The sequence below is a fragment of the Nocardia sp. NPDC102475 genome (assembly GCF_055584605.1).
Map to the genome: position 1 here is coordinate 601,357 of NZ_JBVJLS010000001.1, position 22,754 is coordinate 624,110.

Below are 22,754 nucleotides of genomic sequence, written 5' to 3' on the forward strand. Positions count from 1 at the left end.
CGCGAATTTGCTACGGCTAGCTGCGGCAGGCTTCGATCTCAGTCATACGCGCTCGCTATTTTACGACTCGCTTAGGTAAGGCTTGCTTAACACGGCCGGAACCACTAGCTTCGCAGATCGAATCGTCATACCCCCGCTTTTCGACCCGATGCGAAGAAGGGATCACTGGTGAAAGGCGTTCTCTCCGAACGTAAGACGCTTCACCTACTAGATATCGAACGGCGCGAGCTGCCGACCACCGCCGGACATGCGGTGCGCGCTCTCGCTCGCGAGATATGTATCACCGTCGACTCCTGGCCCGATGGCACCACCGACCTCGCGCGCACGCTGACCGATCCGGCATTGCTCGAGCAAATCGATGCGCGCGTCGGCGAGTTGCCCGATGCGGTACGTGTCGCCCTGCGACCGCCCGCCACCGCGGCCGGTGCCACCATCGTCGGCAAACTGCCGTTGACCGATGCCGAATGCGGCCCGACCCCGCCGAGCTGGGTCGAGGCGGCCCGCTGGAGTGGTGAAACCGACCGCCGCGCAAGCTCATTCGAACTCGATATCGCGATGCTGCTGCTCGCCCGCAGCGCGGGTGAACCGTTCGGCTGGCAGGGCCAGCAGGGCGGGCGGCTGGTCAACAACATCGTGCCCTCGCCCGGTCACGAACACGAACAGTCCGGCGCGAGTAGCAAAACCCTGCTCAGCCCGCACACCGAGGACGCCTTCCACCCGGACCGGGCAAACCTGTTGATGCTGGCGTGTCTGCGCAATCCGGACGGCGTCGGCACCACCGTCTCCTCGGTGCGCCGGACCGAGCTCTCCGATGACGAGCGCCGACTGCTGGGCACGCCGACACTGCCGATCCTGCCCGACGTCTCCTACGGCACCGGTCACGAGCGCTATTCAGCACCACCGTTGCCGACACTGTGGAGCGCCGAATCAGCCCACGACACAGCCGATTTGACGCTTCGCTACGATCCGGCATACACCCCGCTCGACGATGCCGATACCGAATTCCGGCTGGCGTACGCGCGCCTCACCGCGGAGCTCGAACGCGTCTGCATCACCGCCGCGCTGACCCCCGGCGAGCTATTGCTGGTGGACAATGACGTGGCCGTGCACGGTCGGGTACCGTTCACCGCGCGCTACGACGGCACCGACCGCTGGCTCAAGCGCGTCAATGTCCGCCTGCCCGAACGCCGACGGCGGGCCGCCGAGGCTGACGAAAATGGTTATGGGCAACGGATCGTCGCCCCGTTCCGAGCGGCAGGCAACCCGCTCGCGATCGACGGTGTACCGGCCCGGGCTACCACCCGGACCGCAGTAAGGCTGGATACGACACAACATGATCGAGGAACCGTTGAGCACTCGTGACCGGAGCACACCACTGCGTGTGCTGAGCCGCAGCGATCTCGCCGACGTGCCCATCACGCCCGCCGATGTGGTGCGCGCGGTAGAGGAGGCGTATCTCGCTTTCGCCGCGGGTGATTCGGATAATCCGCGCAAACTCAGCGTCGCGAATCCGGACGGCTGGTCGGTGGCCTACGCCATGCTCGGACGCGACGGCCGCCGCCGGGTGGTCGCGATGAAGACCTCCTACAAATTCGATCCCGGCCACGACCGCAGCACCAAGCGCTACTACACGACCATCACGCTCTACGACGACAGCACCGGCGCGCCGATCGCCATGATGGACTGCGCCAGGGTCGGCGCACTGCGCACCCCGGCGGTGTCGGCGCTGCTGGTGCGCGAGACCGCACGCCGCGGCGCCGAGAGTGTACTGCTGATCGGCACCGGCACCCAGGGCCGAAATGCCCTGCCGCACTTGCTCGCCGCCAATCCGCAGCTGCGCAAGCTGATGCTCTACGGCACCCATCCGGAGGGTCTGGCGGCGGTGCGCGATTACCTCGCCGAATACAACCCGCACGCATTGCTGGAGACCGTCGAGGATCCGCGCGCGGCCGCCGGTACCGCCGATGTGGTGTTGGCGACGGCCGGACCGGGCACCGAGGTAGGGATCGAATCCGAGGATCTCGCACCGGGATCCACCGTTGTGCTCGTCGGCTACGGTTTGGCGCCGTCCACACTGGTCGACGCCGATCGCGTAATCGCCACCAGCGCCGAGCAAATGGCGCTGACCGGCACCGATATGGCCGGTCCCGACGGCAGATTGCGGACCGTCGACGCCGAACTGCCACAGATCCTGAGCCGTCGCGCGATCGCCCGGCGCTCCGACGACGAGCGGATCTTCGTCTACAACAGCGGGTTGGTGCTGACCGATATCGCCGTCGCACACGCACTCGCCGAACGAGCCATTGCCGAGGGCCGCGGCACGGAGGTGCCCCTGTGGGACTAGACATCGGCGCCGTCGAGTTCGACAAGAAGGTGCGCGCCCCCGGCACCGCCGAACCCGACGGCACGCTGCTGTTCGACAACGGCTCGACCCGCGACAAGGTCGTACTCGGCGATGATCCGTCGGGTACCGAGACTGCCCCCGATCCCGCCGTACTGGCGGCAGTGCGGGGCCTGCTGAGCATTTGCGCACCTGCCCTGCCCGCACACACCGACGACTTGGAGCGCAGACTCCTGGCTGATCCGAATCTGCTCGGCGATATCGCCTTCGCGATCGGAGGGCCCTTCCATGTGATGTATCCGTCACGAGTCGCGTTGAATATCAAAGGGTTTCAGCAGGTATTCGAGCAGGCCGGTGTGGATGGGGGCGTCTACTTCGGCAAGAAGGCCAACAAGGCGGCCTGTGTTGCTCGCGCCTGCGCCGAATATGGTGCGGGCGTGGACGTTTCCAGTGTGGGTGAGCTGAATGCCGCACTGTCACAGGGTGTTCGCGGCGGCGAGCTGATGGTCACCGGTCCCGCCAAATCCGGCGATCTCCTGTGGCTTGCCGTGCGGCACCGCGCATTGATCGCCGTGGACAGTCTCGACGAGCTCGACAGGTTGGCCGCATTCGCCACCCCGGCCGCCGCCGCCCGCGTACTACTTCGCGTGCTGCCCATTGGATCCGCGAGCCGATTCGGCATGACCGCCGAGGAATTGGACCGCGCGATTTCGGTGATCGGCGCGTCCGGCACGGTCGGTCACGAATCGATTCGCCTGCAGGGCTTCAGCTTCCACCTGTCCGGCTACGATGCCGTCGCACGCGCCGAACAGGCCGATGAATTGATCACCCGCTGCCTGGATGCGCGCACACTGGGCCATCCGGCCGGCACAATCTCCATCGGCGGTGGATTCGGCGTCGATTATGTGCCCGCGGGCGCCTGGTCGGAGTTCACCGATCACGCGAACGGTCAGTGGTTCCACGCGGGGAAGTCCTTCGATTCGTACTACCCCTACCACTTCCCGGCACCCGGCCCGGCCATGCTCACCGCCGTGCTCGAGCACAACGCACTCGCGGAACGGTTGCGCGACAATGATATCCGGCTCGCCGTCGAACCCGGCCGGGCACTGCTCGATCGCGCCGGATCCAGCGTGTTCCGGGTGCAGGGCAGCAAGACCCGCCACGTCGAGGGTCACCCCTACCAACTGCTCACCGTGGACGGCACCAGCCTGAGCCTGTCCGAGCAGTGGTTCGACAGCGAATACCTCCCCGATCCGATGCTGTGGCCGCCGCGCCCCGGCGAGCTCACCCCGACCTGCGTCGGTGCGGCCAGCTGTCTGGAGTCCGACATGCTCAGCTGGCGGCGCATCCCGCTACCGAGACGAGCCGAGGTCGGCGATCTGCTGATCTATCCGAATACCGCCGGTTACCAAATGGATTCGAACGAATCGGCCTTTCACGAACTGCCGATTCCGCCGAAGGTGGTGCTGCACGACACCGGTGATCGACTCCGCTGGACGCTCGACGCCGGATGATCCGGCAACCCCATTCGACCAACATCCTTACAGCCCCGAACGAGGAGACCTCCATGCCGCTCGTCACGCGCGTGACGGATCTGATCGGTCGCACCCCGCTATTCGAACTGGCGACCACCGCGACCGGCACCCGGCTGCTGCTCAAACTCGAGCAGTTCAATCCGACGGGTGCGGCCAAGATCAGGATGGCGCGCGCGATGATCGACGATGCGGAGCGTCGAGGTTTGCTGAGCGGTGGCGGGCACATTATCGAGTCGACATCCGGGAACACCGGGCTCGGCCTCGCGGTAGTAGCTGCCGAACGTGGGTATCGCTTCACCGCAGTAGTCGATCACCATGCATGTAAGGACAAGCTGCGCGCGATGCGAGCAATGGGTGCGGAATTGGTATTCGTCGCCGATGACGGTGACGACAACCTGGCCACCTCGGCGCGGGAAGACCTGGCCGAGGCGATGGCGGCCGGACAGTCCGACGCGTACTTCACCGAACAGCACAACAACGACGCGAACGCGGTCGGCTACTACGCCGTGGCCGAAGAATTGCTGGAAGACGTGGAGCGCGTCGATATTCTGCTCTCCGCGGTGGGCACCGGCGGTTCGCTGTTCGGCACCGCGACCCGGCTGCGCCAACTCGGCTGCATACCGCGGGTGATCGGCGTGGAACCGGTCGGATCTATCGCCTTCGGCGGGCCGGGCGGGCCGTACTGGCAGTCCGGTACCGGCACCCCGCCCGGCGCCACCATCGGCACCGCCGTGGACTATTCGCTGCTCGATGAGGGCGTCAAGGTTTCCGATGTGGCGGCCTTCGCCACTGCTCGCGCGGTCGCGGCCAAGCTGGGCCTGATGATCGGCGGCTCCGCGGGCGGCTCGGTACACGCCGCGCTCACCCGCCTCGAGGAGTTCCCGCCCGGCTCGACCGTGGTCACCCTCGTCTGCGACGGGGGCGAGAAGTATCTCGACACGGTCTTCGACGACGAGTGGATGCGCGAACGCGATCTTCTCGACGCCGCCACCGAACGCGATGTGCACGCCATGCTCGACCGCTACGCTCCCAACCGACGCGACCAACTCGTCGAGGCACGATGAAGCACATGCGCGCTTTCGATCACCGTTGCGCGACACCCCGTACGTCTGAAATGATCACCTTGTTAGGGTTACCTAACCCAAATGAAGCTCAGCGACGAGTCGGGACGAGGCGCATGGCGTTCGATTTCGGGATTCGACCGGTGGAGGTGCGATGCTGAATCTGTCCACCTTCCGTGCCGATGGGCGACAGCTCACCGCGCTGGCGGCACCGATCGCACTTACCCAACTCGCGCAGATCGCGGTATCCACTACCAATATCGCTCTGATGGGCACGCTCGGTGTACGCGAAGTCGCCGCGGGCGGCCTGGCGATGGTGCTGTTCAACCAGATTCGCACCATGTGCGTCGGCCTGATCACCGGGACCGGGAATCAGATCGCGTCCTCGGTGAGTGCGGCGGATAAGCGTGGTGAATCCGCGGACGGGGAGGTCCGCGATATCGTCCGCTCGAGTTTCCTGATCGCCACCTTCGCCGGAATCATCGGCGGCGCAGTGCTGATCGGACTCGGCTGGGCGCTGCAATGGCTCGGCCAGGACGCGGGCGTACTCGCCGACGCGCGACCGCTCATGCTCGCACTCGCGCCCGGACTGCTGCCCTGCCTGTGGTTCCAAGTGCTGCGGCAGTACACCGTCGGTATGCAGCGTCCGCAGGCACTGCTGCTGGTCACCCTCGGCTCGGTGGCGCTGAATCTCGTATTGGCCCTTACCTTCATGCACGGCTGGGTCGGCCTGCCCGCGCTGGGACTGACCGGCATCGGCATCGCGTCCTCACTGGTCCACCTGATCACCTTCGGCGTCTTCTCGGCGATGGTGCGTGCCGATGCGACGCTCGGCGCGACCCTGCCGCTGCGTCCGTGGCCGGTGCACATGCCGACCATCCGGGCCGAACTGAAACTCGGTACGCCGATCGCGCTCACTTACGGTTCGGAAGCTGGCATGTTCTCCGTGCTGGCCCTGGTGATGGGCAGTATCGGACCGGCCGCGCTGGCCGCGCACAATGTGGTCTACCAGATCATCTATATCGTCTTCCAGGTCGCGATCGGCCTGTCGCACGGCGCGTCCATCCTGGTCAGCCACGCCGTCGCGCGTGACGAATACGGCCACGCCCGTGCGCTGGCCTGGCTGGCGCTGCAGCATGCTGGCATCGTCGCCGCGGTCACCGGCGTGGTCTATATCGCCGCGCCGAAACTCGTGCTGAGCCCCTTCCTCGAACCCGGGGACACCGCGACGATCGACCTGGCACGCTCGCTGCTGCTTATCGGCATCGTGCTCCAATTCTTCGATGCCGCACAGAACATCGGCACCGGCCTGCTGCGCGGTCTGAAGGAAACCAAGGCGGGCTTCCGACTGTCCCTGGTCGGCTACTGGCTCGTCGGCCTGCCCACGGCCCTGCTGCTGGCCTTCCCGGTGGGCCTCGGCGCCGCGGGCGTCTGGTGGGGCCTTACCGCAGGTCTGGCCAGCACGGCCGTCCTGATGCTCCGCCGCTACTTCGCCCTGCTCGACACCGCCGCTTCCACCCACCCCCACCCCCTGCCACAATCCCTGCCCACCCCTTCCTGACCTCGTGAAATCCGGACCTAATGGGCGGCGGAAAGTGTTGTGCAGCAACCTGATAGCGTGCGGGGAATGCGGCAGAGCCTGGCATTGAGTTGTGAGCGGATCTCCGCTGAACTGCTCGACCACTTCGACGGGGTCGGGATGGTGCGCGGCGAGTACGTGTTCCGCGCGGCCGGGAAATATCCGACACCCGAATCGGTTTCGGGTTATCTGGTGCCGTATCTGCGACATATCGCGAAGCGGGCGAGCGGAACGACGATCTGGTATCGCACCATGGAAGCCGATACCGCCGAATGCAATATCCTCGACGGCGTCGAAGAGATCATCGACGAGCCGCATAAACTGCTCGGCCTGCGCGGTATTCGCCGAGCGCGCCGTTTTCCCGATGCATTCGTCGCCGAACTCGAGGGCATTGCGCAGGTGCGCGACGAGGGCGCGGATATCGGCGTGCTTTTCCCCTTTGTCACCTATGTCGACGAATTGCAGTGGGCCATCGAGCAAACCAGGGCCGTGATCGGCGACTGCCCGGTCGCCACCATGATCGAGATCCCGTCGCTGCTGCTCGAGGTCGACCGGGTCGTGACCACCGGGGTGTCCCGGGTGGTGATCGGCTGCAACGATCTGTCCTCGCTGCTGCTCGGCCAGGCGCGCGCCAGCCTACGGCCGGTTCGCCCGGTTCCGCCGCTGCTGCGCGCGATCGAGCGCGTCACCATGGTGGCCGCCGCCGCGGGCGTGCGGACCGCGGTCGCGGGTTATCTGCATCCGGACCTGCTCGCGGCCTGCGCGAACCTCGGCGTCGACGAATGCGTGCTGCACTACTCCGATCTGCCCGACGTGCTGGGTGAGCAGTTCGCGGACCTACCGGATCTCGATGTGCTGCAAGCGATCAAGCGCAAGACGCGCGCCGCGATCGCGGTATACGAGGCGGAGCGGGCGGCCGGGTCCGATCCCGACCACCCGCACGCCCATCAGACGTTGACGCCGTAATCGCGGGCGATACCCGCGAGCCCGGAGGCATAGCCCTGACCGATGGCACGAAACTTCCATTCGTTGCCGTACCGGTACAACTCCCCGAACACCATGGCGGTCTCGGTGGACGCATCCTCGGTGAGGTCATACCGGGCCAGCTCGGCGCCCGTGTTCGCGTCGACCACGCGGATGTAGGCGTTGCGGATCTGGCCGAACGACTGTCCGCGCGCATCGGCATCGTGAATGGAGACCGGGAAGAAGATATTGGTGATCGTCGGCGGCGTCGCCGCTAGATCGACATTGATCACCTCGTCATCGCCTTCGCCCTCACCGGTGAGATTGTCACCGGTATGTTCGATCGTGCCCTCCGGCGAGCGCAGATTGTTGTAGAACACGAAGTGCTGATCGGACAGCACACGCTGATTCGGCCCGGTGGCGAGCGCGCTCGCATCGAGGTCGTAATCGGCCCCGGTGGTCGTTCGCACATCCCAACCGAGCCCCACCGCAACCTTGGTGAGGTTGGCGGTCTGCTTCGACAGCGAGACATTTCCGCCTTTGGCCAATGTGACGCTCATGATCCCCTTCCATTCGACGCGTTCGCGCCGCCTTTCATCACGATTATTACTCTGTACCGGACAGCTTGTGCCGGTTCAGTTCTCGATGCCGACCTTTTCGAGCGACCTGCAAGCAGTCGCTAGCGGCCCTTTTCGAGCGACCTGCAAGCAGTCGCTAGCGGCCCCAAGCGCGCAGTGTCTGCACGCGCCCCTCGAGCGCATGCAATTCGCTCGCGTCCAGGACGGTGCGCTCGATTCCGTGCGCCACCGCGAAGGCCGACTGCCGGTGGTCATCAATGACTTCGACATCGATCTGGACCGCGACATAGTCTGTCGCACCGGGCATTTCCTCGGCGATAACCCGCGCCTGCCCGCGCGCACACAGCGCGACATTGCCACCGCCGAGAATCAGCAGTGCGACATCGGGCCGTTCGCGCAAGCGCGCCAGCGAACCGCGATCGAATTTCAGGCTGAGCAGAATCCGCCGATCATCCGCGCGCACCGGCCAGGACACCGGAATCGCATGCGGCGCCGGGTCGGTGGTGACCAGCACCGCGATCGTCTCCTGGGGCCATTCCGGAAGTACGTCCAGTTCGGGATGATCGGCCGTAGAGTGGTCTTGACGTTGCACGGGGCTCGCTCCGGCTGCCATGTTCGTCACCTCTTGATCGCTGCAACGCGGCGGGCTGTGCCACGTTGCCTGCAAGTCTAAGGTGCTGTGGCCCTTGTTCGCTGGCGCTGCGACCTTTGTCCGAAGTGCTCACAGGCACCTCTCAGGACACCGATACGGCGTCGATGGGTGATGGGCAGCGCCCCGGCTCAGTAGCCGGCCATCTTCTCGCGCGGCATTATGCGGTAAGGCTACCCTAATTTCAATGGGACATGTAGGCCGAGCCGCCTGTCCGGGACACCCCTCGGGCGTCCGGATTGACGGGTCGGCACAGTCGATGCATCATTGCTGATAGCCCCTGTTCAGCAAGGGCTTCTCCATTCGCCGGCCGATGGCTGTCCGGCCCGCGTGCTGCTCTCGGTACCGCTCGGCCGCCGCGCCTTGCCCGCACCGACAGCACTACCCAAGAAGACGCACTGGCGTCCGGCCGTGAGTGAGGTGAGAACGACATGGTGTACCGATCGTCTGAGACCCGGCTGATCACTTCGTTCCTGCACTACGGCATCGTCCCGAATTTCTGAATTCGGCCGCGCCGGGCACGGCAACCGCAGACGACGCCCGTCGGCGTCGTCCGTGGCGGTGCCCCGGGATATAGCGCGGCGCCACGGGACATTTCGGCACACATACGGACGTGGGGAGCAGACACATGGTTGATATCGGGGCAAGGAATTCCGGCGCGGTCGATATGGTGGCGTGGCCGACGGCGGGCAATCTCGTCGTCTCACCCGCGATGCTGGACGACCTGGGCTATCTGCGCGGCGAGCTGGCGGCCGCGGAGGTGCCGTTCCTGCTGATTCGCGATGGCGGACATCGGCTGGCACTGGCCGCGGATGCCGCGCACCGGACGATGGTACGTCGGGTGACAACCACCGCGATTGCCTCGGGTTTCGCGTGTGCCGAGGTGCAGCACAATGTCTTCCGGCTCAGTCGCGATGCCGATCCGGCGCATTATGTGGATCTGGAGCTGTGGGAGTACCACGGTGACACCGTCGAATGCCCGCGCCCGAATGTGTTCACCCGCAATGTCTTCGACCTCGCCGATGTCGAGAGCACGGAAGTTCGCCTGTTCGACCGCAGTTGGCCGACATTGACGGATATGTTCGCGCCACAGCCGACCGATGTCGGCTTCGATATCGATCTCGTGTTCTCCTGGGTCGATGGCACCGACCCCGAATTCCGTGCCCGCCGTGCGGGAATGCTGGCCCAGGTCGTGGTCGGCGAGGGCGATGACGCGGATGCTCGGATCCGCCAGATCGACGAACTGAAGTACGCACTGCGCTCGGTGTACAAGAACGCGCCGTGGATTCGGCGGATCTTCATCGCGACCGATTCCGCGGTGCCGGAATGGCTCGACGAACATCCGCGGGTGACGGTGGTGCGCGCGCTCGATCACTTCAGCGATACCAGCGGGCTGCCCACCTTCAATTCCCATGCGGTGGAATGCCAACTGCAGCATATCGACGAGCTCAGCGAGCATTTCCTGTACTCGAACGACGATATGTTCTTCGCCCGGCCGGTGCGGCCGTCGATGTTCTTCAGCCCGGCCGGAGTGAGCCGGTTCATCGAGGCAGGCACCCGGATCGGGCCGGGCCGAAACAACGAACGGCGCAGTGGTTTCGAGAATGCGGCGCGGAAAAACCGGGAGTTGCTGGCCGGGCGGTTCGGACATGTCATCACCCGGCATCTGGAACACACCCCGGTTCCGTTGCGGCGCAGCGTATTACTCGAGATGGAGCAGGAGTTCGCGACCGACTTCGCGCGGACCAGAGCGAGCAGATTCCGTGCGGCCACCGATATTTCGGTGACGAATTCGCTGTACCACTACTACGCCATGCTCACGGGGCGCGCGGTGCCGCAGGAGATGGCGCGGATGCGCTATGTCGATACCACGAGTCGACGCGGGCTCGCGCTGCTCGACGCACTCGCGGTAAACCGTGATGTCGACTTCTTCTGCCTCAACGACGGCAGTTTTCCGGAGGTCCCGGAGGCCGATCGGGTGCGGGCGGTGTCAGAATTCCTGTCCACCTATTTCCCAGCCCCCGCGCCGTGGGAGCGGGTCAGTGCACGGCCTCGTCATCTTCCGGACTCTGCGCCCGGCGCCGCATGACCCGCGGGATGCGCGCGGCGGGCGGGATCACGATGCCCTCCTCGGCCAGTTTGCGCGCCGCCTCTTCCGGGGTGGACGGGGAGCCGACGGTCGGGCCGCGATCGATCGGAACCACCGAGTGGACGATGGTGTCCGGATAGATGTGCACGTAGTTGAAGGCCTGCGCGCCGTCGCGGCCGCGCAGGCCGCCCTCGGCGACGCCCAGATCCTGGCTGTAGCAGGTCGCCGAGGCGACCGAGACCGGGATGCCCGCGAACGTGGCACTGGTCGAAAAGTGCAGGTGCCCAGCAAGAATCGCGCGCACGTCGGTGCCGTCGAGCACATCGGCCAGCCTGCGCTGATCACGCAGTTCGACGGTGACCGCGAGATCGAGCACGCACGGCACCGGCGGGTGGTGCATCGCCAGAATCGTGCCGAACGGTGCGGGTTCGGCGAGTACCGATCGAAGCCAGGACAGCTGTTCGTCGCGGATTTCGCCGTAGTGGTGGCCGGGGACGCTGGTGTCCAGGGCGATGATGCGCAGGCCGTCGATCATGTGCACCCGATCCAGCGGCTTCGTCGACGGGCGCTCGCCGAGCAGAGTCCGGCGCAGTTCACCGCGATCGTCGTGATTGCCGGTGACCCATACGATCGGTGTGCGCAATCGGCGCGCGAACGGTTCCACGATGGCGCGGAGCTTCTCGTATGCGTCCGGCTCGCCCCTATCGGTGAGGTCACCGGTGAAGACGATCGCCGTCGGGCGGATACGGCTGGCCGCGGCCTGGTCGAGCAACTGCCGAAGACGCAGATCCGCGTCCACGTCGCCGTACAACTCGCCGTCGCCGGCGATCAAATGGGTATCGCTGAAATGGAACAGCACATGATTCGGTCGCGGGTGCTCCGCGACTCTGCTGGTGGGCACCGGACCGAACGTCCTCCCCGGCGGATTCGCCCGCCATTGGCTTCGGGTTCCATCGCCAGGATAGCGAAGACCTATTGACAGACTGCCCGCCCCACGGTGACAAACTGTTTGCGGGAAGGTGAGAGTTCGGTGTCATCACACCCGGACCGAGAGTTTCCGGGCGCGAATGTGCTCAGCGGGTGCCGAGGTTGTCGGCGGTGCGGAGGGCGTCCAGGACCATGAGAGCGTCGACGGCGAAGGGTTCGTTGTGGATTGTTTCGCCGGGGGCGGTGGCGCGTTCGGCGATGGCGGTCAGGGTTCGGTTGTCGGGGTCGGTCAGGCCGAGGGCGGCGAAGGTGGTTGGTAGGCCGACCGACGTGCAGAACTCGAGGACCGTCGAAATCTCTTCGGTGGGAGCGCCTTCCAGTACCAGTTGGGTGAGGACGCCGAAGGCTACCTTTTCGCCGTGCAGGTATGGGTGGGTTCGGGGAGCGGCGGTCAGGCCGTTGTGGACGGCGTGGGCGGCGGCGAGACCGGAGGATTCGAAGCCTAAACCGGAGAGCAGGGTGTTGGCCTCGACGATGCGTTCGAGGGCCGGGGTGACGGTGTGGTTGCGGACCGCGGCGAGGGCGTGGGTCCCGTCGGCGAGCAGCGTGTTGTAGCAGAGTTCGGCCAATGCGGTGGCACTGCGGGTGGATGCACCGCCGCGCATATTCCGGACCCGCGCGGCACTGCAGGTCCGCGCCTCGAACCAGGTCGCGAGCGCATCGCCCATCCCCGCGGTGAGCAGCCGCGCCGGAGCCTGCGCGATAGCGGAGGTATCGACCAGCACCAATGCCGGATTCCGCCGAACCAGCTGATAGGCCTCGAATTCCCCGGCGTCCGTATAGATCACCGACAACGCACTGCACGGCGCGTCACTGGACGCCGTCGTAGGACAACTGATCATCGGCAGTTCCAGATCATCGGCCACCGCCCGAGCCGTATCGAGCACCTTGCCCCCACCGGCCCCCAACACCACTGTGCTCCCGCTCTCCTGCACAGCCGCGGTCACCCGCGCGATCTCGGCCCGACTGCACTCACCCCCGGACCGATGCACCGAATACTCGATCTTCGCCTCGGTAAGCGACTCCTGCCACGTCTGCGCCAACAACCGATGCGCACTGGCCCCCGCCACAATCATCACCGGCCCCGCGATCCCCAACCGCGTCATCTCCGCCCCGAGCGCCCCCGTCGCGTCCCGCCCCTGCACATAATGCCCCGGCGAAGAAAACACACTCAGCATCTGCCACCTCCCGATCGCCGACTCCGTATCGCAAACGCTACGCGCCCCCGATTGAGCCATCAGGTGTATTCGAAGCTTGCCGAACGCCCGGCTACTGCGACCAGTACTTGCGCCAATCGGCGGCTGATAGCGGGACACGTTCGCCGCGGGCGGCTTCGGCGGCGTCCTCGGTGGCGCGGATTTCCGATGCGAAGGACAAGGTGGCCTTGCGGAGGCGTTCTTCGGCGCTGTCTTCGCCACCCAGGTAGACGGTGCGGAGGGTGTCGGGGATCAGGTCTTCGGGCAGGCCTGCTTTGAGGCTGCGGGAGCGGATCTTCTCGGCCAGAGCCAGCGCGGGTTGAGCCATGGCTATGCCGTCGAGGCAGGAGCGGCGCGACTTTTCGGCGGATTTGCGTTCCTCCCAGGCTTTTTCCTGGGCGGCGATTTTTTCCGCGACGGTGGCCGACGGGTCGATGGGTTCGTCGGCGAGGTGCGGACTGCGGTTGACGAGTTTGGCGACCAATGCGGCCGCAACCTCGTCGACGGTGAATTCGCCTGCGGCCTGGGCGATTCGGGAGTGGAACAGTACCTGCAGCAGCAGGTCGCCGAGTTCTTCCTTGATGGTTTCGGCGTCGTTGTGCTGGATGGCGTCGAGTAGTTCGTAGGTTTCCTCGAGCAGGTAGGGACGCAGCGAGTCGTGGGTTTGCGTCACCTCCCAGCCGCCGAAGTTCCACAGCCGGTCCATCACCTCGACCGCCCCGGCCAGCCCCGCCGCCACCACCGCGGTATCGGTTCGGCCGGATTCGGCCGCCAGCCGCTCAGGATCATCGGCGATCGCTTCGGGCACCGCGTGCTCGTGGGCACCATTGGCCCGTCCAGCCTCCGCCGCCGCATGCCTGGCAGCCCGCAGAACGGCTTCGTCGCGGTCCGAACTCATCGAGCCGCCGTGGCTTCGGTGGCGACCCGCAACTCGACGAAGCCCTTCGGCTTGCCATCCAACTGCAGCAACAGGTCGGCAACGAATTGCAACAGGACGACGTCGCGCACCCGGTCGGCCCCGACACTGTCCTCGACCCGGGGCAGCGGCAGTTGCACCACCCCACTCGCCGCGCGATAGCCCGCGCTCGGGTACAGGCGCTTCAACCGCATCTGCTTGGAATCGGGCAGGCTCATCGGCGAAACCTTCAATGTGGTTCCGGTGACCGCGATTTCGGTGATGTCGTAGTCGCGAGCCAGCAGGCGCAGTTTCGCCACCGACACCAACCTGCCGACCTCGACGGGCAGCGGCCCGTACCGGTCGACGAGTTCTTCGACAACCGACTCCAGCCCCGGAGCATCTTGCGCCGCAGCGAGTTTGCGGTAGGCCTCCAACCGCAGCCGATCGCTGGTGATGTAGTCGGGCGGAATGTGCGCGTCCACCGGGAGGTCGATGCGAACCTCCTTGACCTCCTCGGTCGTGATCGGCTTACCGTCGGCGGCGGCCCGATAAGCCTCCACCGCCTCACCGACCAGCCGCACGTACAGGTCGAAGCCGACACCGGCCACATGCCCGGACTGCTCGGCGCCCAGCACATTTCCGGCACCACGGATTTCGAGGTCCTTCATGGCCACCGCCATACCCGCGCCGAGATCCGAGTTCTGCGAAATGGTGGCGAGCCGGTCGTAGGCCGTCTCGGTGAGCGGCTTCTCCGGCGGGTAGAGGAAGTAGGCGTATCCGCGTTCACGACTGCGGCCGACGCGCCCACGCAACTGGTGCAGCTGCGAAAGACCGAGAGCGTCCGCGCGTTCCACGATCAACGTATTCGCATTGGAAATGTCGAGCCCGGTCTCGATGATGGTGGTGCAGACCAGCACATCGAATTCACGCTCCCAGAACCCCTGCACGGTCTGCTCTAGCATGTCCTCGTTCATCTGACCGTGCGCGACCACCACCCGCGCCTCGGGCACCAGATCCCGGATCCGCTTGGCCGCCTTGTCGATCGACGAAACCCGGTTGTGCACGTAGAAGACCTGGCCGTCGCGCAGCAGCTCACGCCGGATGGCCGCGGTGACCTGCTTGTCGTTGTACCCGCCGACATAGGTGAGCACCGGATGCCGCTCCTCCGGCGGCGTGAGGATGGTCGACATCTCACGAATGCCCGCCAGGCTCATCTCCAGGGTGCGCGGAATCGGCGTAGCGGACATGGTCAACACGTCGACGTGCGTGCGCAGCGCCTTGATGTGCTCCTTGTGTTCGACACCGAAACGCTGTTCCTCGTCCACGACGACCAGGCCGAGATCCTTCCACCGCACACCGGTCTGTAGCAGCCGGTGCGTACCGACCACGATATCGACGGCGCCGTCCGCCATCCCCTCCAGCACGGCGCGCGACTCGGCTGGATCGGTGAAGCGGGACAGCCCCTTCACGGTCACCGGGAATCCACCCACGCGCTCGGTGAAGGTCTGCAGATGCTGTTGCGCCAGTAGGGTTGTCGGCACCAGCACGACGACCTGCTTGCCGTCCTGCACCGCCTTGAATGCGGCGCGCACGGCGATCTCGGTCTTGCCGTAGCCGACATCACCGCAGACCACGCGGTCCATCGGGACCGCCTTCTCCATATCGGCCTTCACCTCGGCGATGGCGGTCATCTGGTCGACGGTCTCGGTGAACGCGAACGCGTCCTCCATCTCCTTCTGCCACGGACTGTCCGGACCGAACGCATGTCCGGGCGCGGCCTGGCGCGCCGCGTACAACTGCACCAGCTCACCGGCGATCTCGCGAACCGCCTTGCGTGCCTTGCGTTTCGTATTCGCCCAGTCGGATCCGCCGAGCTTGGACAGACTCGGCATCTCACCGCCGACATAGCGCGAGAGCTGATCCAGCGATTCCATCGGCACGAACAGCCGGTCACCGGGCTGACCGCGCTTACCGGGCGCATATTCGATGACCAGGTATTCCCGCCGCGCCCCGCCGACGGTGCGTTCGATCATCTCGACGAACCGGCCGATGCCGTGCTGGTCGTGCACCACCATATCGCCGGCGTTCAGCGCCAGCGGGTCGACTTGGTTGCGGCGCTTGGCCGGTAGCCGCTTCCCTTCCGCAGGTGCGGTGACCCGGTTACCGGTGAGGTCGGATTCGGCGACGACAACCAGACCGGCGTCGTCGAAGACCAACCCGTCGTGCAGCGAACCGCACAGCACACCGACCAGTCCGGGCGTCGGCTCGGCACCGGCTGTCAAAGCAGCTGCCGGCACGTCGGCATCCGAGAGGCGTTCCAGAATGCGTTGCGCCGTACCGTGACCCGCCACGACCACGACCGCACGTCCACCGGTCAGCACATGCGCGCGCAGCGACGCGAAGATCGTCGCCACCAGTTCATCGGATCCGCGCGCCGCCGGACCGGCCAGCACCGGCAGCACGACCTCGGCCGGATCGCCGGAGGTCAGCGGGCTCAGACTCCACCACGGCAGACCGTGTGCATTTGCGCTGTCATGGATTTCGGGCAGCGCGCGGTAACCGGAGGCGGCCAGATCGAGTCCGTGCCCGCCCAGCGGCGCGGCGCCGCCGAACGAGGCGGCGGTCCACGATGCCTCCAGGAACTCCTCGCCGGTACGCACCAGATCGGCTGCGCGCGTGCGGATCTTCTCCGGATCGCACAGCAGCAGCTGGGTACCCTCCGGCAAAACCTCGGTGAGCAGCCGCAATTCGCCGGGCTGCAGGACCGGCAGCAGCGCCTCCATGCCCTCGACCGGAATACCTTCGGAAAGCTTCTCCAACATCTCGACCAGCGCCGCATCGGCGGCATTCGCCACCGCGACCTCGGCCGCGCGCTCGCGTACAGCCTGGGTGAGCAGCAGTTCCCGGCACGGCGGCGCGACGACCACATCCACCGTCAGATCGGTCAGCGAGCGCTGGTCGGCGACCGCGAAGGGCCGCAGCTCGGTCACCTCGTCGCCCCAGAACTCCACGCGCACCGGATGATCGGCGGTGGGCGGGAACAGATCGAGGATGCCGCCGCGCACCGCGAACTCACCGCGCTTGCCGACCATATCGACGCGGGTGTAGGCGAATTCGATCAGGCGCAAGAGCAATTCGTCGAAATCGAACTCCGCGCCGACACGCAGCACGATCGGTTCGATATCACCGAGGCTCGCGGACATCGGCTGCATCAGGGAGCGAACGGTCGTCACCACGACCCGCAGCGGTTCAGGGAATACCGGATCCTCCGGATGCGCCAGCCGCCGCAGCACCTCGAGCCTGCGCCCCACGGTGTCGGCACCCGGCGAGAGCCGCTCGTGCGGCAGCGTCTCCCAGGACGGGAACTGCGCGATCGCCGCGCCGAGGATTTCCTCCAGCTCGACCGTCAGATCATCGGCTTCGCGCCCGGTCGCCGTCACCACCACCAGCGGCCGCTGGGCCGCGATCGTCGCCGCGACGAACGGCCGCACCGCCGATGGCCCGACCAACTCGACCGGCGACTTCCCGACCAGGTCAGCGACGGTCCGCAAGGCCGAATCGGCCCCGGCCACCGCGGCCAGTCCGGCAAGAGGTGGACGGTGGGTGGACATCGAACACTCCTGAGCTCAGGCGAGGTTTTTAGGACGGCCAACCGAGTCTAGGCTCCCCCGCCTTCCCGAGTCTTTGCCGGGATGAGTTACCTATGTGCTCACGAAATCAGTCGACACGTCACAACCTACCAACGCGCTGTGACACGTTTACGGCACGTAGCGGCGTAGGCGGCGGGCGGCGAATTCCCGGAAGTACGAGAGCTTCTCCGGGGGCACGATCGCCGGGAGCAGGAAGTACCAGGCCCGTTCCATCCGGGTCGCCATCTGATCGATCGAATCGGTGCCGACCGCCGTGATATGCACGCCCGCGGTCATTTCCTGCAGTAGCAGGCCGATCACCTCGGCGTCCAGATCGGCCTCGAGGTCGCCCTGGGCGATGGCCCGCTCGGATAGTACGCGGTAGGTATCGCCCCAGGTCTTGGCGATATTGTCGCCCTGGGCGCCGCGGTAGTCGCCGATCTGATGGGTCAGCTTGAGCATCGCGCCGACCATCGGATCGTTCATGGATAGGTCCGCGACGACATAGGTGATCCCGATACATGCCTCGAGCGCGGGCACTCTCGGATCGAAGAAGCCCTGGCACGAACTGACCAGACGCTCATTGCCCTGGTCGACCACAGCGCGCGCTAGCTCTTCCTTCGAACCGAAGTGAAAGTACAAGGCGCCCTTGGTCACGTTCGACTGCGCGATGATCTCGCTCAGGCTCGCATTCGCATATCCCAAGCGCAGAAAGACATCGGCAGCGCCCGCCAGGACGGAATCGCGGGTGATCTCCGCGCGCGCTTGCCTAGCCATCAGATCCGCCTGTCATCCTTAAAACCAGCCATCCTGAAGTAGACCGACATCCCGAAGTAGACCGACTTACCGCTCGAACAGCACCCTGAGGATGGGTGAACCGTACCACCAGGTGAGCGCGCGCCAGTGAATTCGAGCATTCGGACAGGCGTACTGCGCAATTTGCTGGCTACCAATACCGTCAATCCCCTGTACCGGCACGCCATTCCGAGCTCAGCAGCGGGTGGGCTTCCAAATGACTGAGCCCGTTCCAGCACAGGTTCACCAGATGTGCCGCCACAACCTCTTTGGATGGTTTGCGCTCGTCCAGCCACCAGGTCGCGGCGGTCGAGACCATGCCCACCAGTGCCTGCGCATACAAACCGGTCAGACTGGTATCGAAACCGCGGCGCTCGAAATCGCCGCCGAGAATATGCGCGACCTGATTGGTGGCCTCGTTGAGCAGGCTCGAGTAGCGGCCCTCCGCGGTAGCTGCGGGCTGGTCGCGCACCAGGATTCGGAATCCGTCGGTGCGTTCCTCGATATAGGTCAGCAGTGCGAGCGCGACCTGTTCGAGCCGAATTCTGGACCGATTCTGGGTGAGCGAGGAGGTGATCATGTCCAGCAGCATCGACATCTCGCGGTCCACGACCACGGCGTAGAGCCCCTCCTTGCCGCCGAAGTGCTCGTACACCACGGGTTTGGAGACCTGCGCCCGCTGTGCGATCTCCTCGATCGAGGTCGCGTCGTAGCCGCGCTCGGCGAATATCGCGCGACCGATCTCGATCAACTGCTGCCGCCGCTGAGTACCCGTCATCCGCGGCCGGGACACTCGTTGCGGTTCACCCGAAGACAACGCCCCGCCTCCCTGCGCATGACCCGAACTTTTGCCGACAACTGTTCCAGACAGCTCCGCTCGCGCGCGCGTCGCCCCGCCGAAGACGGCAATCGAGGGGCCGATTTCGGCGTTCGCCCAGATAACGCAACCGGTGTGAGTAGACGGCTGCGGCGGGTACCCACAAATTCGGCGAAGCAGTTCGACTAACTGGAGGTCTTCATGCGAGGATTCATGCCGTGCCGCTGGCGCAGTGGCGGGTTTCGCAGATCCGCCGGTGTGACAATCCGCCGTAGTGTAATGGCAGCACCTCTGATTTTGGTTCAGATAGTTCAGGTTCGAGTCCTGGCGGCGGAGCACACCGGCACGATGGCTTATCGTTGGCCGCGCACATCGCTGAACAAGCACGACGACAGCGCTGACCAAGCACGACGACAGCCCCAAGCACGATGACAGGCAGCCGAGGGAGATCCATGCCACAGCAGACCGCCGTCGTCGTTCTCGCAGCCGGTGCCGGGACGCGAATGCGGTCGAAGACTCCTAAAGTGCTGCATTCGCTGGCCGGTCGAAGCATGCTCGCGCACGCGCTGCATGCGGCCAACGAGATCGACCCCGCGTTCCTCATCACCGTGGTAGGACACGATCGAGAACAAGTCGGCGCCGCGGTCGCCGCCGTCGCCGCCGACCTCGGCCGCGACATCACCACCGCCATTCAGGAAGAACAGCTCGGAACCGGCCACGCGGTGCAATGCGCGCTCGCGGCGGTTCCCGAGGATTTCACCGGTGACCTGCTGGTCACCTCCGCCGATGTGCCGCTGCTGGACGGGCACACCCTGTCCGCACTGCTCGACGAACACCGCAGCTACACCGAACGTTCCGCGGTCACGGTGCTGACCTTCGAACCGGACGACCCGAACGGCTACGGCCGCATCGTCCGCAATGCCGACGGCCAGGTCACCGAAATCGTCGAACATGCCGACGCCACCCCCGCGCAATCGGCGATCACCGAGGTCAACTCGGGTGTCTATGCCTTCGACGCGGCCGTGCTGCGCACCATGATCGGACGTCTGTCCACCGCCAACGCCCAGCACGAGCTGTACCTGACCGATGTGCTGCGGCTGGCCCGCGAGGCCGGACATCCGGTGCACGGCGCACGGCTGCTCGACTCGGCCAAGGTCACCGGCGTCAACGACCGGGTGCAGATGTCGCAGGCCGCGCGCACCCTCAACCGGTACATCCTCGAACGGCATATGCGTGCCGGGGTCACGATCATCGATCCCGCGACCACCTGGGTGGACGCGAACGTGAAAATCGCCAGGGACGCCGAAATCCGGCCGGGTGTGCAGTTACTCGGCGGCACCGTCATCGGTGAGGACGCCGTGATCGGACCGGATTCCACGCTCACCGATGTCATCGTCGGCAACGGCGCGCACGTCGTTCGCACCCACGGTGATCAGGCCGTGATCGGTCCCGGTGCGAATATCGGGCCGTTCAGCTATCTGCGCCCAGGCACCGTTGTCGGGGATTCCGGAAAGCTCGGCGCATTCGTCGAAACCAAGAACGCATCGATCGGCGCGCACTCCAAAGTGCCGCACCTCACTTATGTCGGCGACGCCACCATCGGTGAGCACAGCAACATCGGCGCCTCCAGCGTTTTCGTCAATTACGACGGTGTGAAAAAGCACCACACCGTGGTCGGCTCGCATGTGCGGACCGGCAGCGACACCATGTTCGTCGCACCGGTGACGGTGGGTGACGGCGCTTATACGGCGGCGGGTACTGTGCTGCGTAGAAGCGTTCCGCCGGGGGCACTCGCGGTTTCAGGTGGGCCACAGAAAAACATAGAGGGCTGGGTGCAGCGTAACCGTCCAGGGACGGACGCGGCACGGGCGGCGGCGGAAGCCATCGCGACCAAAGAGATGTCGGGTCAGGCAATCGAGCAAAAGGATGGCAAACAGCAGTGACCGCGTCATGGATCGACAACCAGAAGAACCTGATGCTCTTCTCGGGACGCGCTCATCCTGAGCTGGCCGAGCAGGTGGCCAAGGAACTCGACGTCCACGTCACCCCACAGACCGCGCGCGACTTCGCCAACGGCGAGATCTTCGTCCGGTTCGAGGAGTCCGTGCGCGGCTCGGATGCCTTTGTGCTGCAGAGCTTTCCGGCTCCGCTGAACCAGTGGCTGATGGAACAGCTCATCATGATCGACGCGCTCAAGCGCGGTTCGGCCAAGCGGATCACCGCGGTGCTGCCGTTCTACCCGTACGCCCGTCAGGACAAGAAGCACCGCGGCCGCGAGCCCATCTCCGCCCGCCTGGTCGCCGACCTGCTCAAGACCGCGGGCGCGGACCGCATCATCACCGTCGACCTGCACACCGATCAGATCCAGGGCTTCTTCGACGGCCCGGTCGATCACATGCACGCCCAGCTGCAGCTGGCCGAGTACGTGCGCAACAACTACAGCCTCGAGCACATCACCGTGGTGTCCCCCGATTCCGGTCGCGTGCGCGTCGCGGAGAAGTGGGCCGACTCGCTGGGCGGCTCGCCGCTGGCGTTCATCCACAAGACCCGCGACCCGCTGGTGCCGAACCAGATCAAGGCCAACCGCGTGGTCGGTGATGTCGAGGGCCGTACCTGCATCCTGATCGACGACATGATCGACACCGGTGGCACCATCGCCGGCGCGGTCAAGGTGCTCAAGGCGGCAGGCGCCGGTGATGTGGTCATCGCCGCGACGCACGGCGTGCTGAGCGATCCGGCCGCCGAGCGCCTGGCCGCCTGTGGCGCCAAGGAGGTCGTGGTCACCAATACGCTGCCGATCGACGAGGAGAAGAAGTTCCCGCAGCTGACCGTGCTGTCGATCGCGCCGCTGCTGGCTCGCACGATTCGCGAGGTCTTCGAGAACGGTTCGGTCACCGGACTTTTCAACGGCAACGCATAGGTTTCACACTTCGTCGCGGCTCGGACCCAGGTCCGGGCCGCGACGTTTCTGTTTGTAAGGCTCGCTTCGGCGTGGTACCCATGGCGAGTAAGGATGACAAACAGGGGGGCGCGCCATGTCGGATTCGGAACCGCATATCAATCTCGGGAAGTCGCAGGACCCGACGCCTGCCGAGCCGCCGCAGAACAACGTGGACGCGACCAAGGTCTGGTCACCGGAGCCGGGCGTCGATCCGCCGATGGCTTATCAACCGGGACAACAGTTTTCGCCGGAAGCCGCCCCACCGTACACTCCGCCCGCGGGTTATCAGCAGCCCACCGCCTATCCGCCGCCACCGTATCCGCCCAGCTACCCGCAAGCCGGTCCGTACGGCGGACCGCCCGGCTATCCACAAGCGCCCGGTGCGTATCCCGGTTACCCGTACCAGCCCTATACGCCACCTCGCCAATCCGATGTCCCGATCTTCTCGATCATCAGCTTCTCCTGCCTGGCGGCGACCGCACTGTCGGTGGTGATGTTCTGTGGCCTGCCGATCGTGATCACCGGACCGGCGGGCATCGTCCTGGGCATCATCGGCCACAACAAGGGCGAATCGCTCGGCAAATGGGCGGCCATCACCAACGGCGCGGTGCTGGCGATCGCGGTCGTCCTGGTCATCGCCTTCGTCGGGTTCCTCGGGGCTCTCAGCTGACGGATTCGCACGCGTCGGATCCCGTT

At 65.6% G+C, this 22,754-nt stretch carries 18 protein-coding genes and 1 tRNA gene; 11 read left to right on the top strand and 8 right to left on the bottom strand.

Annotation, left to right across the window (positions count from 1 at the left end; all coding sequences use genetic code 11):
- Positions 1–168 precede the first annotated feature (168 nt).
- The 6 genes from ACZ60G_RS02790 (at position 169) to ACZ60G_RS02815 (ending at position 7,482) form a co-directional block, all read left to right on the top strand.
- A complete protein-coding gene (locus ACZ60G_RS02790; protein WP_465806648.1) occupies positions 169–1,362 on the top strand; it encodes a TauD/TfdA family dioxygenase in 1,194 nt (397 codons plus the stop codon).
- Positions 1,334–2,344 carry an ornithine cyclodeaminase family protein gene (locus ACZ60G_RS02795; RefSeq protein WP_357467758.1) on the top strand — a complete coding sequence of 337 codons (1,011 nt, stop codon included), beginning with the start codon at positions 1,334–1,336 and terminating at the stop codon, positions 2,342–2,344. The genes ACZ60G_RS02790 and ACZ60G_RS02795 overlap by 29 nt, the downstream gene beginning before the upstream one ends.
- Before the next feature lie 152 nt (positions 2,345–2,496).
- The gene (locus ACZ60G_RS02800; protein WP_465806762.1) at positions 2,497–3,855 is read left to right on the top strand and encodes an alanine racemase; all 1,359 of its coding nucleotides are present in this window, start codon (positions 2,497–2,499) and stop codon (positions 3,853–3,855) included.
- 53 nt (positions 3,856–3,908) lie between these two features.
- Positions 3,909–4,940, top strand: coding sequence for a PLP-dependent cysteine synthase family protein (locus ACZ60G_RS02805; RefSeq protein ID WP_465806650.1), 1,032 nt, complete (start codon positions 3,909–3,911; stop codon positions 4,938–4,940).
- Positions 4,941–5,091: 151 nt separating this feature from the next.
- Positions 5,092–6,498: an MATE family efflux transporter gene (locus tag ACZ60G_RS02810; RefSeq protein WP_465806652.1), complete on the top strand. Its 1,407-nt coding sequence runs from the start codon at positions 5,092–5,094 to the stop codon at positions 6,496–6,498.
- 66 nt (positions 6,499–6,564) lie between these two features.
- Positions 6,565–7,482 (top strand): putative PEP-binding protein, encoded by a 918-nt coding sequence (locus ACZ60G_RS02815; protein ID WP_465806654.1) that lies wholly within the window; start codon positions 6,565–6,567, stop codon positions 7,480–7,482.
- On the opposite strand, the gene ACZ60G_RS02820 is transcribed toward ACZ60G_RS02815, so the two are convergent.
- Together ACZ60G_RS02820 and ACZ60G_RS02825 are read right to left on the bottom strand one after the other, a co-directional pair.
- Positions 7,464–8,039, bottom strand: coding sequence for a TerD family protein (locus ACZ60G_RS02820; RefSeq protein WP_465806656.1), 576 nt, complete (start codon positions 8,037–8,039; stop codon positions 7,464–7,466). The two genes, ACZ60G_RS02815 and ACZ60G_RS02820, sit on opposite strands and share 19 nt — an antisense overlap.
- Positions 8,040–8,193: 154 nt before the next feature.
- Positions 8,194–8,670 carry a hypothetical protein gene (locus tag ACZ60G_RS02825; RefSeq protein ID WP_465806658.1) on the bottom strand — a complete coding sequence of 159 codons (477 nt, stop codon included), beginning with the start codon at positions 8,668–8,670 and terminating at the stop codon, positions 8,194–8,196.
- A gap of 703 nt (positions 8,671–9,373) precedes the next feature.
- Between ACZ60G_RS02825 and ACZ60G_RS02830 the strand changes: the two genes are divergently transcribed.
- Positions 9,374–10,795, top strand: coding sequence for a stealth family protein (locus ACZ60G_RS02830; protein ID WP_465806764.1), 1,422 nt, complete (start codon positions 9,374–9,376; stop codon positions 10,793–10,795).
- Here ACZ60G_RS02830 and ACZ60G_RS02835 read toward each other — a convergent pair.
- The 6 genes from ACZ60G_RS02835 to ACZ60G_RS02860 all read right to left on the bottom strand — a co-directional run bounded on the left by ACZ60G_RS02835 (position 10,746) and on the right by ACZ60G_RS02860 (position 19,078).
- Positions 10,746–11,696, bottom strand: a complete 951-nt coding sequence (locus ACZ60G_RS02835; protein ID WP_465806660.1) for a phosphodiesterase — start codon at positions 11,694–11,696, stop codon at positions 10,746–10,748. The two genes, ACZ60G_RS02830 and ACZ60G_RS02835, sit on opposite strands and share 50 nt — an antisense overlap.
- A 172-nt stretch (positions 11,697–11,868) precedes the next feature.
- A complete protein-coding gene (locus ACZ60G_RS02840) occupies positions 11,869–12,960 on the bottom strand; it encodes a glycerol dehydrogenase (protein ID WP_465806662.1) in 1,092 nt (363 codons plus the stop codon).
- A gap of 91 nt (positions 12,961–13,051) precedes the next feature.
- A complete protein-coding gene (locus ACZ60G_RS02845; protein WP_465806766.1) occupies positions 13,052–13,684 on the bottom strand; it encodes a nucleoside triphosphate pyrophosphohydrolase in 633 nt (210 codons plus the stop codon).
- Between the two features lie 188 nt (positions 13,685–13,872).
- Positions 13,873–17,487 (bottom strand): transcription-repair coupling factor, encoded by a 3,615-nt coding sequence (gene mfd, locus ACZ60G_RS02850; protein WP_465806663.1) that lies wholly within the window; start codon positions 17,485–17,487, stop codon positions 13,873–13,875.
- 147 nt (positions 17,488–17,634) lie between these two features.
- Positions 17,635–18,282: a TetR/AcrR family transcriptional regulator gene (locus ACZ60G_RS02855; protein ID WP_040695316.1), complete on the bottom strand. Its 648-nt coding sequence runs from the start codon at positions 18,280–18,282 to the stop codon at positions 17,635–17,637.
- 181 nt (positions 18,283–18,463) lie between these two features.
- Complete coding sequence (locus ACZ60G_RS02860) at positions 18,464–19,078, bottom strand: TetR/AcrR family transcriptional regulator (RefSeq protein WP_063036665.1); 615 nt, start codon at positions 19,076–19,078, stop codon at positions 18,464–18,466.
- A 304-nt stretch (positions 19,079–19,382) separates the two neighbouring features.
- On the opposite strand from ACZ60G_RS02860, the gene ACZ60G_RS02865 reads away from it, so the two are divergent.
- From ACZ60G_RS02865 to ACZ60G_RS02880, 4 genes are all read left to right on the top strand, one after another.
- A tRNA-Gln gene (locus tag ACZ60G_RS02865) sits at positions 19,383–19,453 on the top strand.
- Between the two features lie 116 nt (positions 19,454–19,569).
- Entirely contained in the window at positions 19,570–21,060 is a 1,491-nt protein-coding gene (glmU, locus tag ACZ60G_RS02870; protein ID WP_465806665.1) for a bifunctional UDP-N-acetylglucosamine diphosphorylase/glucosamine-1-phosphate N-acetyltransferase GlmU, read from the top strand.
- A complete protein-coding gene (locus tag ACZ60G_RS02875; RefSeq protein WP_465806667.1) occupies positions 21,057–22,037 on the top strand; it encodes a ribose-phosphate diphosphokinase in 981 nt (326 codons plus the stop codon). Before glmU ends, ACZ60G_RS02875 begins: the two co-directional genes overlap by 4 nt.
- 115 nt (positions 22,038–22,152) lie before the next feature.
- Positions 22,153–22,728 (top strand): hypothetical protein, encoded by a 576-nt coding sequence (locus ACZ60G_RS02880; protein ID WP_465806669.1) that lies wholly within the window; start codon positions 22,153–22,155, stop codon positions 22,726–22,728.
- The last annotated feature ends 26 nt before the right edge of the window (positions 22,729–22,754 follow it).

What these genes read in the sequence shown, in the direction of transcription:
- ACZ60G_RS02860 (WP_063036665.1), bottom strand. Translation starts at nt 19,078, where the DNA reads ATGACGGGTACTCAGCGGCGGCAGCAGTTGATCGAGATCGGTCGCGCG.
- ACZ60G_RS02820 (WP_465806656.1), bottom strand. Translation starts at nt 8,039, where the DNA reads ATGAGCGTCACATTGGCCAAAGGCGGAAATGTCTCGCTGTCGAAGCAG.
- mfd (WP_465806663.1), bottom strand. Translation starts at nt 17,487, where the DNA reads ATGTCCACCCACCGTCCACCTCTTGCCGGACTGGCCGCGGTGGCCGGG.
- ACZ60G_RS02795 (WP_357467758.1), top strand. Translation starts at nt 1,334, where the DNA reads ATGATCGAGGAACCGTTGAGCACTCGTGACCGGAGCACACCACTGCGT.
- ACZ60G_RS02840 (WP_465806662.1), bottom strand. Translation starts at nt 12,960, where the DNA reads ATGCTGAGTGTGTTTTCTTCGCCGGGGCATTATGTGCAGGGGCGGGAC.
- ACZ60G_RS02825 (WP_465806658.1), bottom strand. Translation starts at nt 8,670, where the DNA reads ATGGCAGCCGGAGCGAGCCCCGTGCAACGTCAAGACCACTCTACGGCC.
- ACZ60G_RS02815 (WP_465806654.1), top strand. Translation starts at nt 6,565, where the DNA reads ATGCGGCAGAGCCTGGCATTGAGTTGTGAGCGGATCTCCGCTGAACTG.
- ACZ60G_RS02830 (WP_465806764.1), top strand. Translation starts at nt 9,374, where the DNA reads ATGGTGGCGTGGCCGACGGCGGGCAATCTCGTCGTCTCACCCGCGATG.
- ACZ60G_RS02880 (WP_465806669.1), top strand. Translation starts at nt 22,153, where the DNA reads ATGTCGGATTCGGAACCGCATATCAATCTCGGGAAGTCGCAGGACCCG.
- ACZ60G_RS02810 (WP_465806652.1), top strand. Translation starts at nt 5,092, where the DNA reads ATGCTGAATCTGTCCACCTTCCGTGCCGATGGGCGACAGCTCACCGCG.
- ACZ60G_RS02845 (WP_465806766.1), bottom strand. Translation starts at nt 13,684, where the DNA reads ATGGACCGGCTGTGGAACTTCGGCGGCTGGGAGGTGACGCAAACCCAC.
- ACZ60G_RS02805 (WP_465806650.1), top strand. Translation starts at nt 3,909, where the DNA reads ATGCCGCTCGTCACGCGCGTGACGGATCTGATCGGTCGCACCCCGCTA.
- ACZ60G_RS02855 (WP_040695316.1), bottom strand. Translation starts at nt 18,282, where the DNA reads ATGGCTAGGCAAGCGCGCGCGGAGATCACCCGCGATTCCGTCCTGGCG.
- glmU (WP_465806665.1), top strand. Translation starts at nt 19,570, where the DNA reads ATGCCACAGCAGACCGCCGTCGTCGTTCTCGCAGCCGGTGCCGGGACG.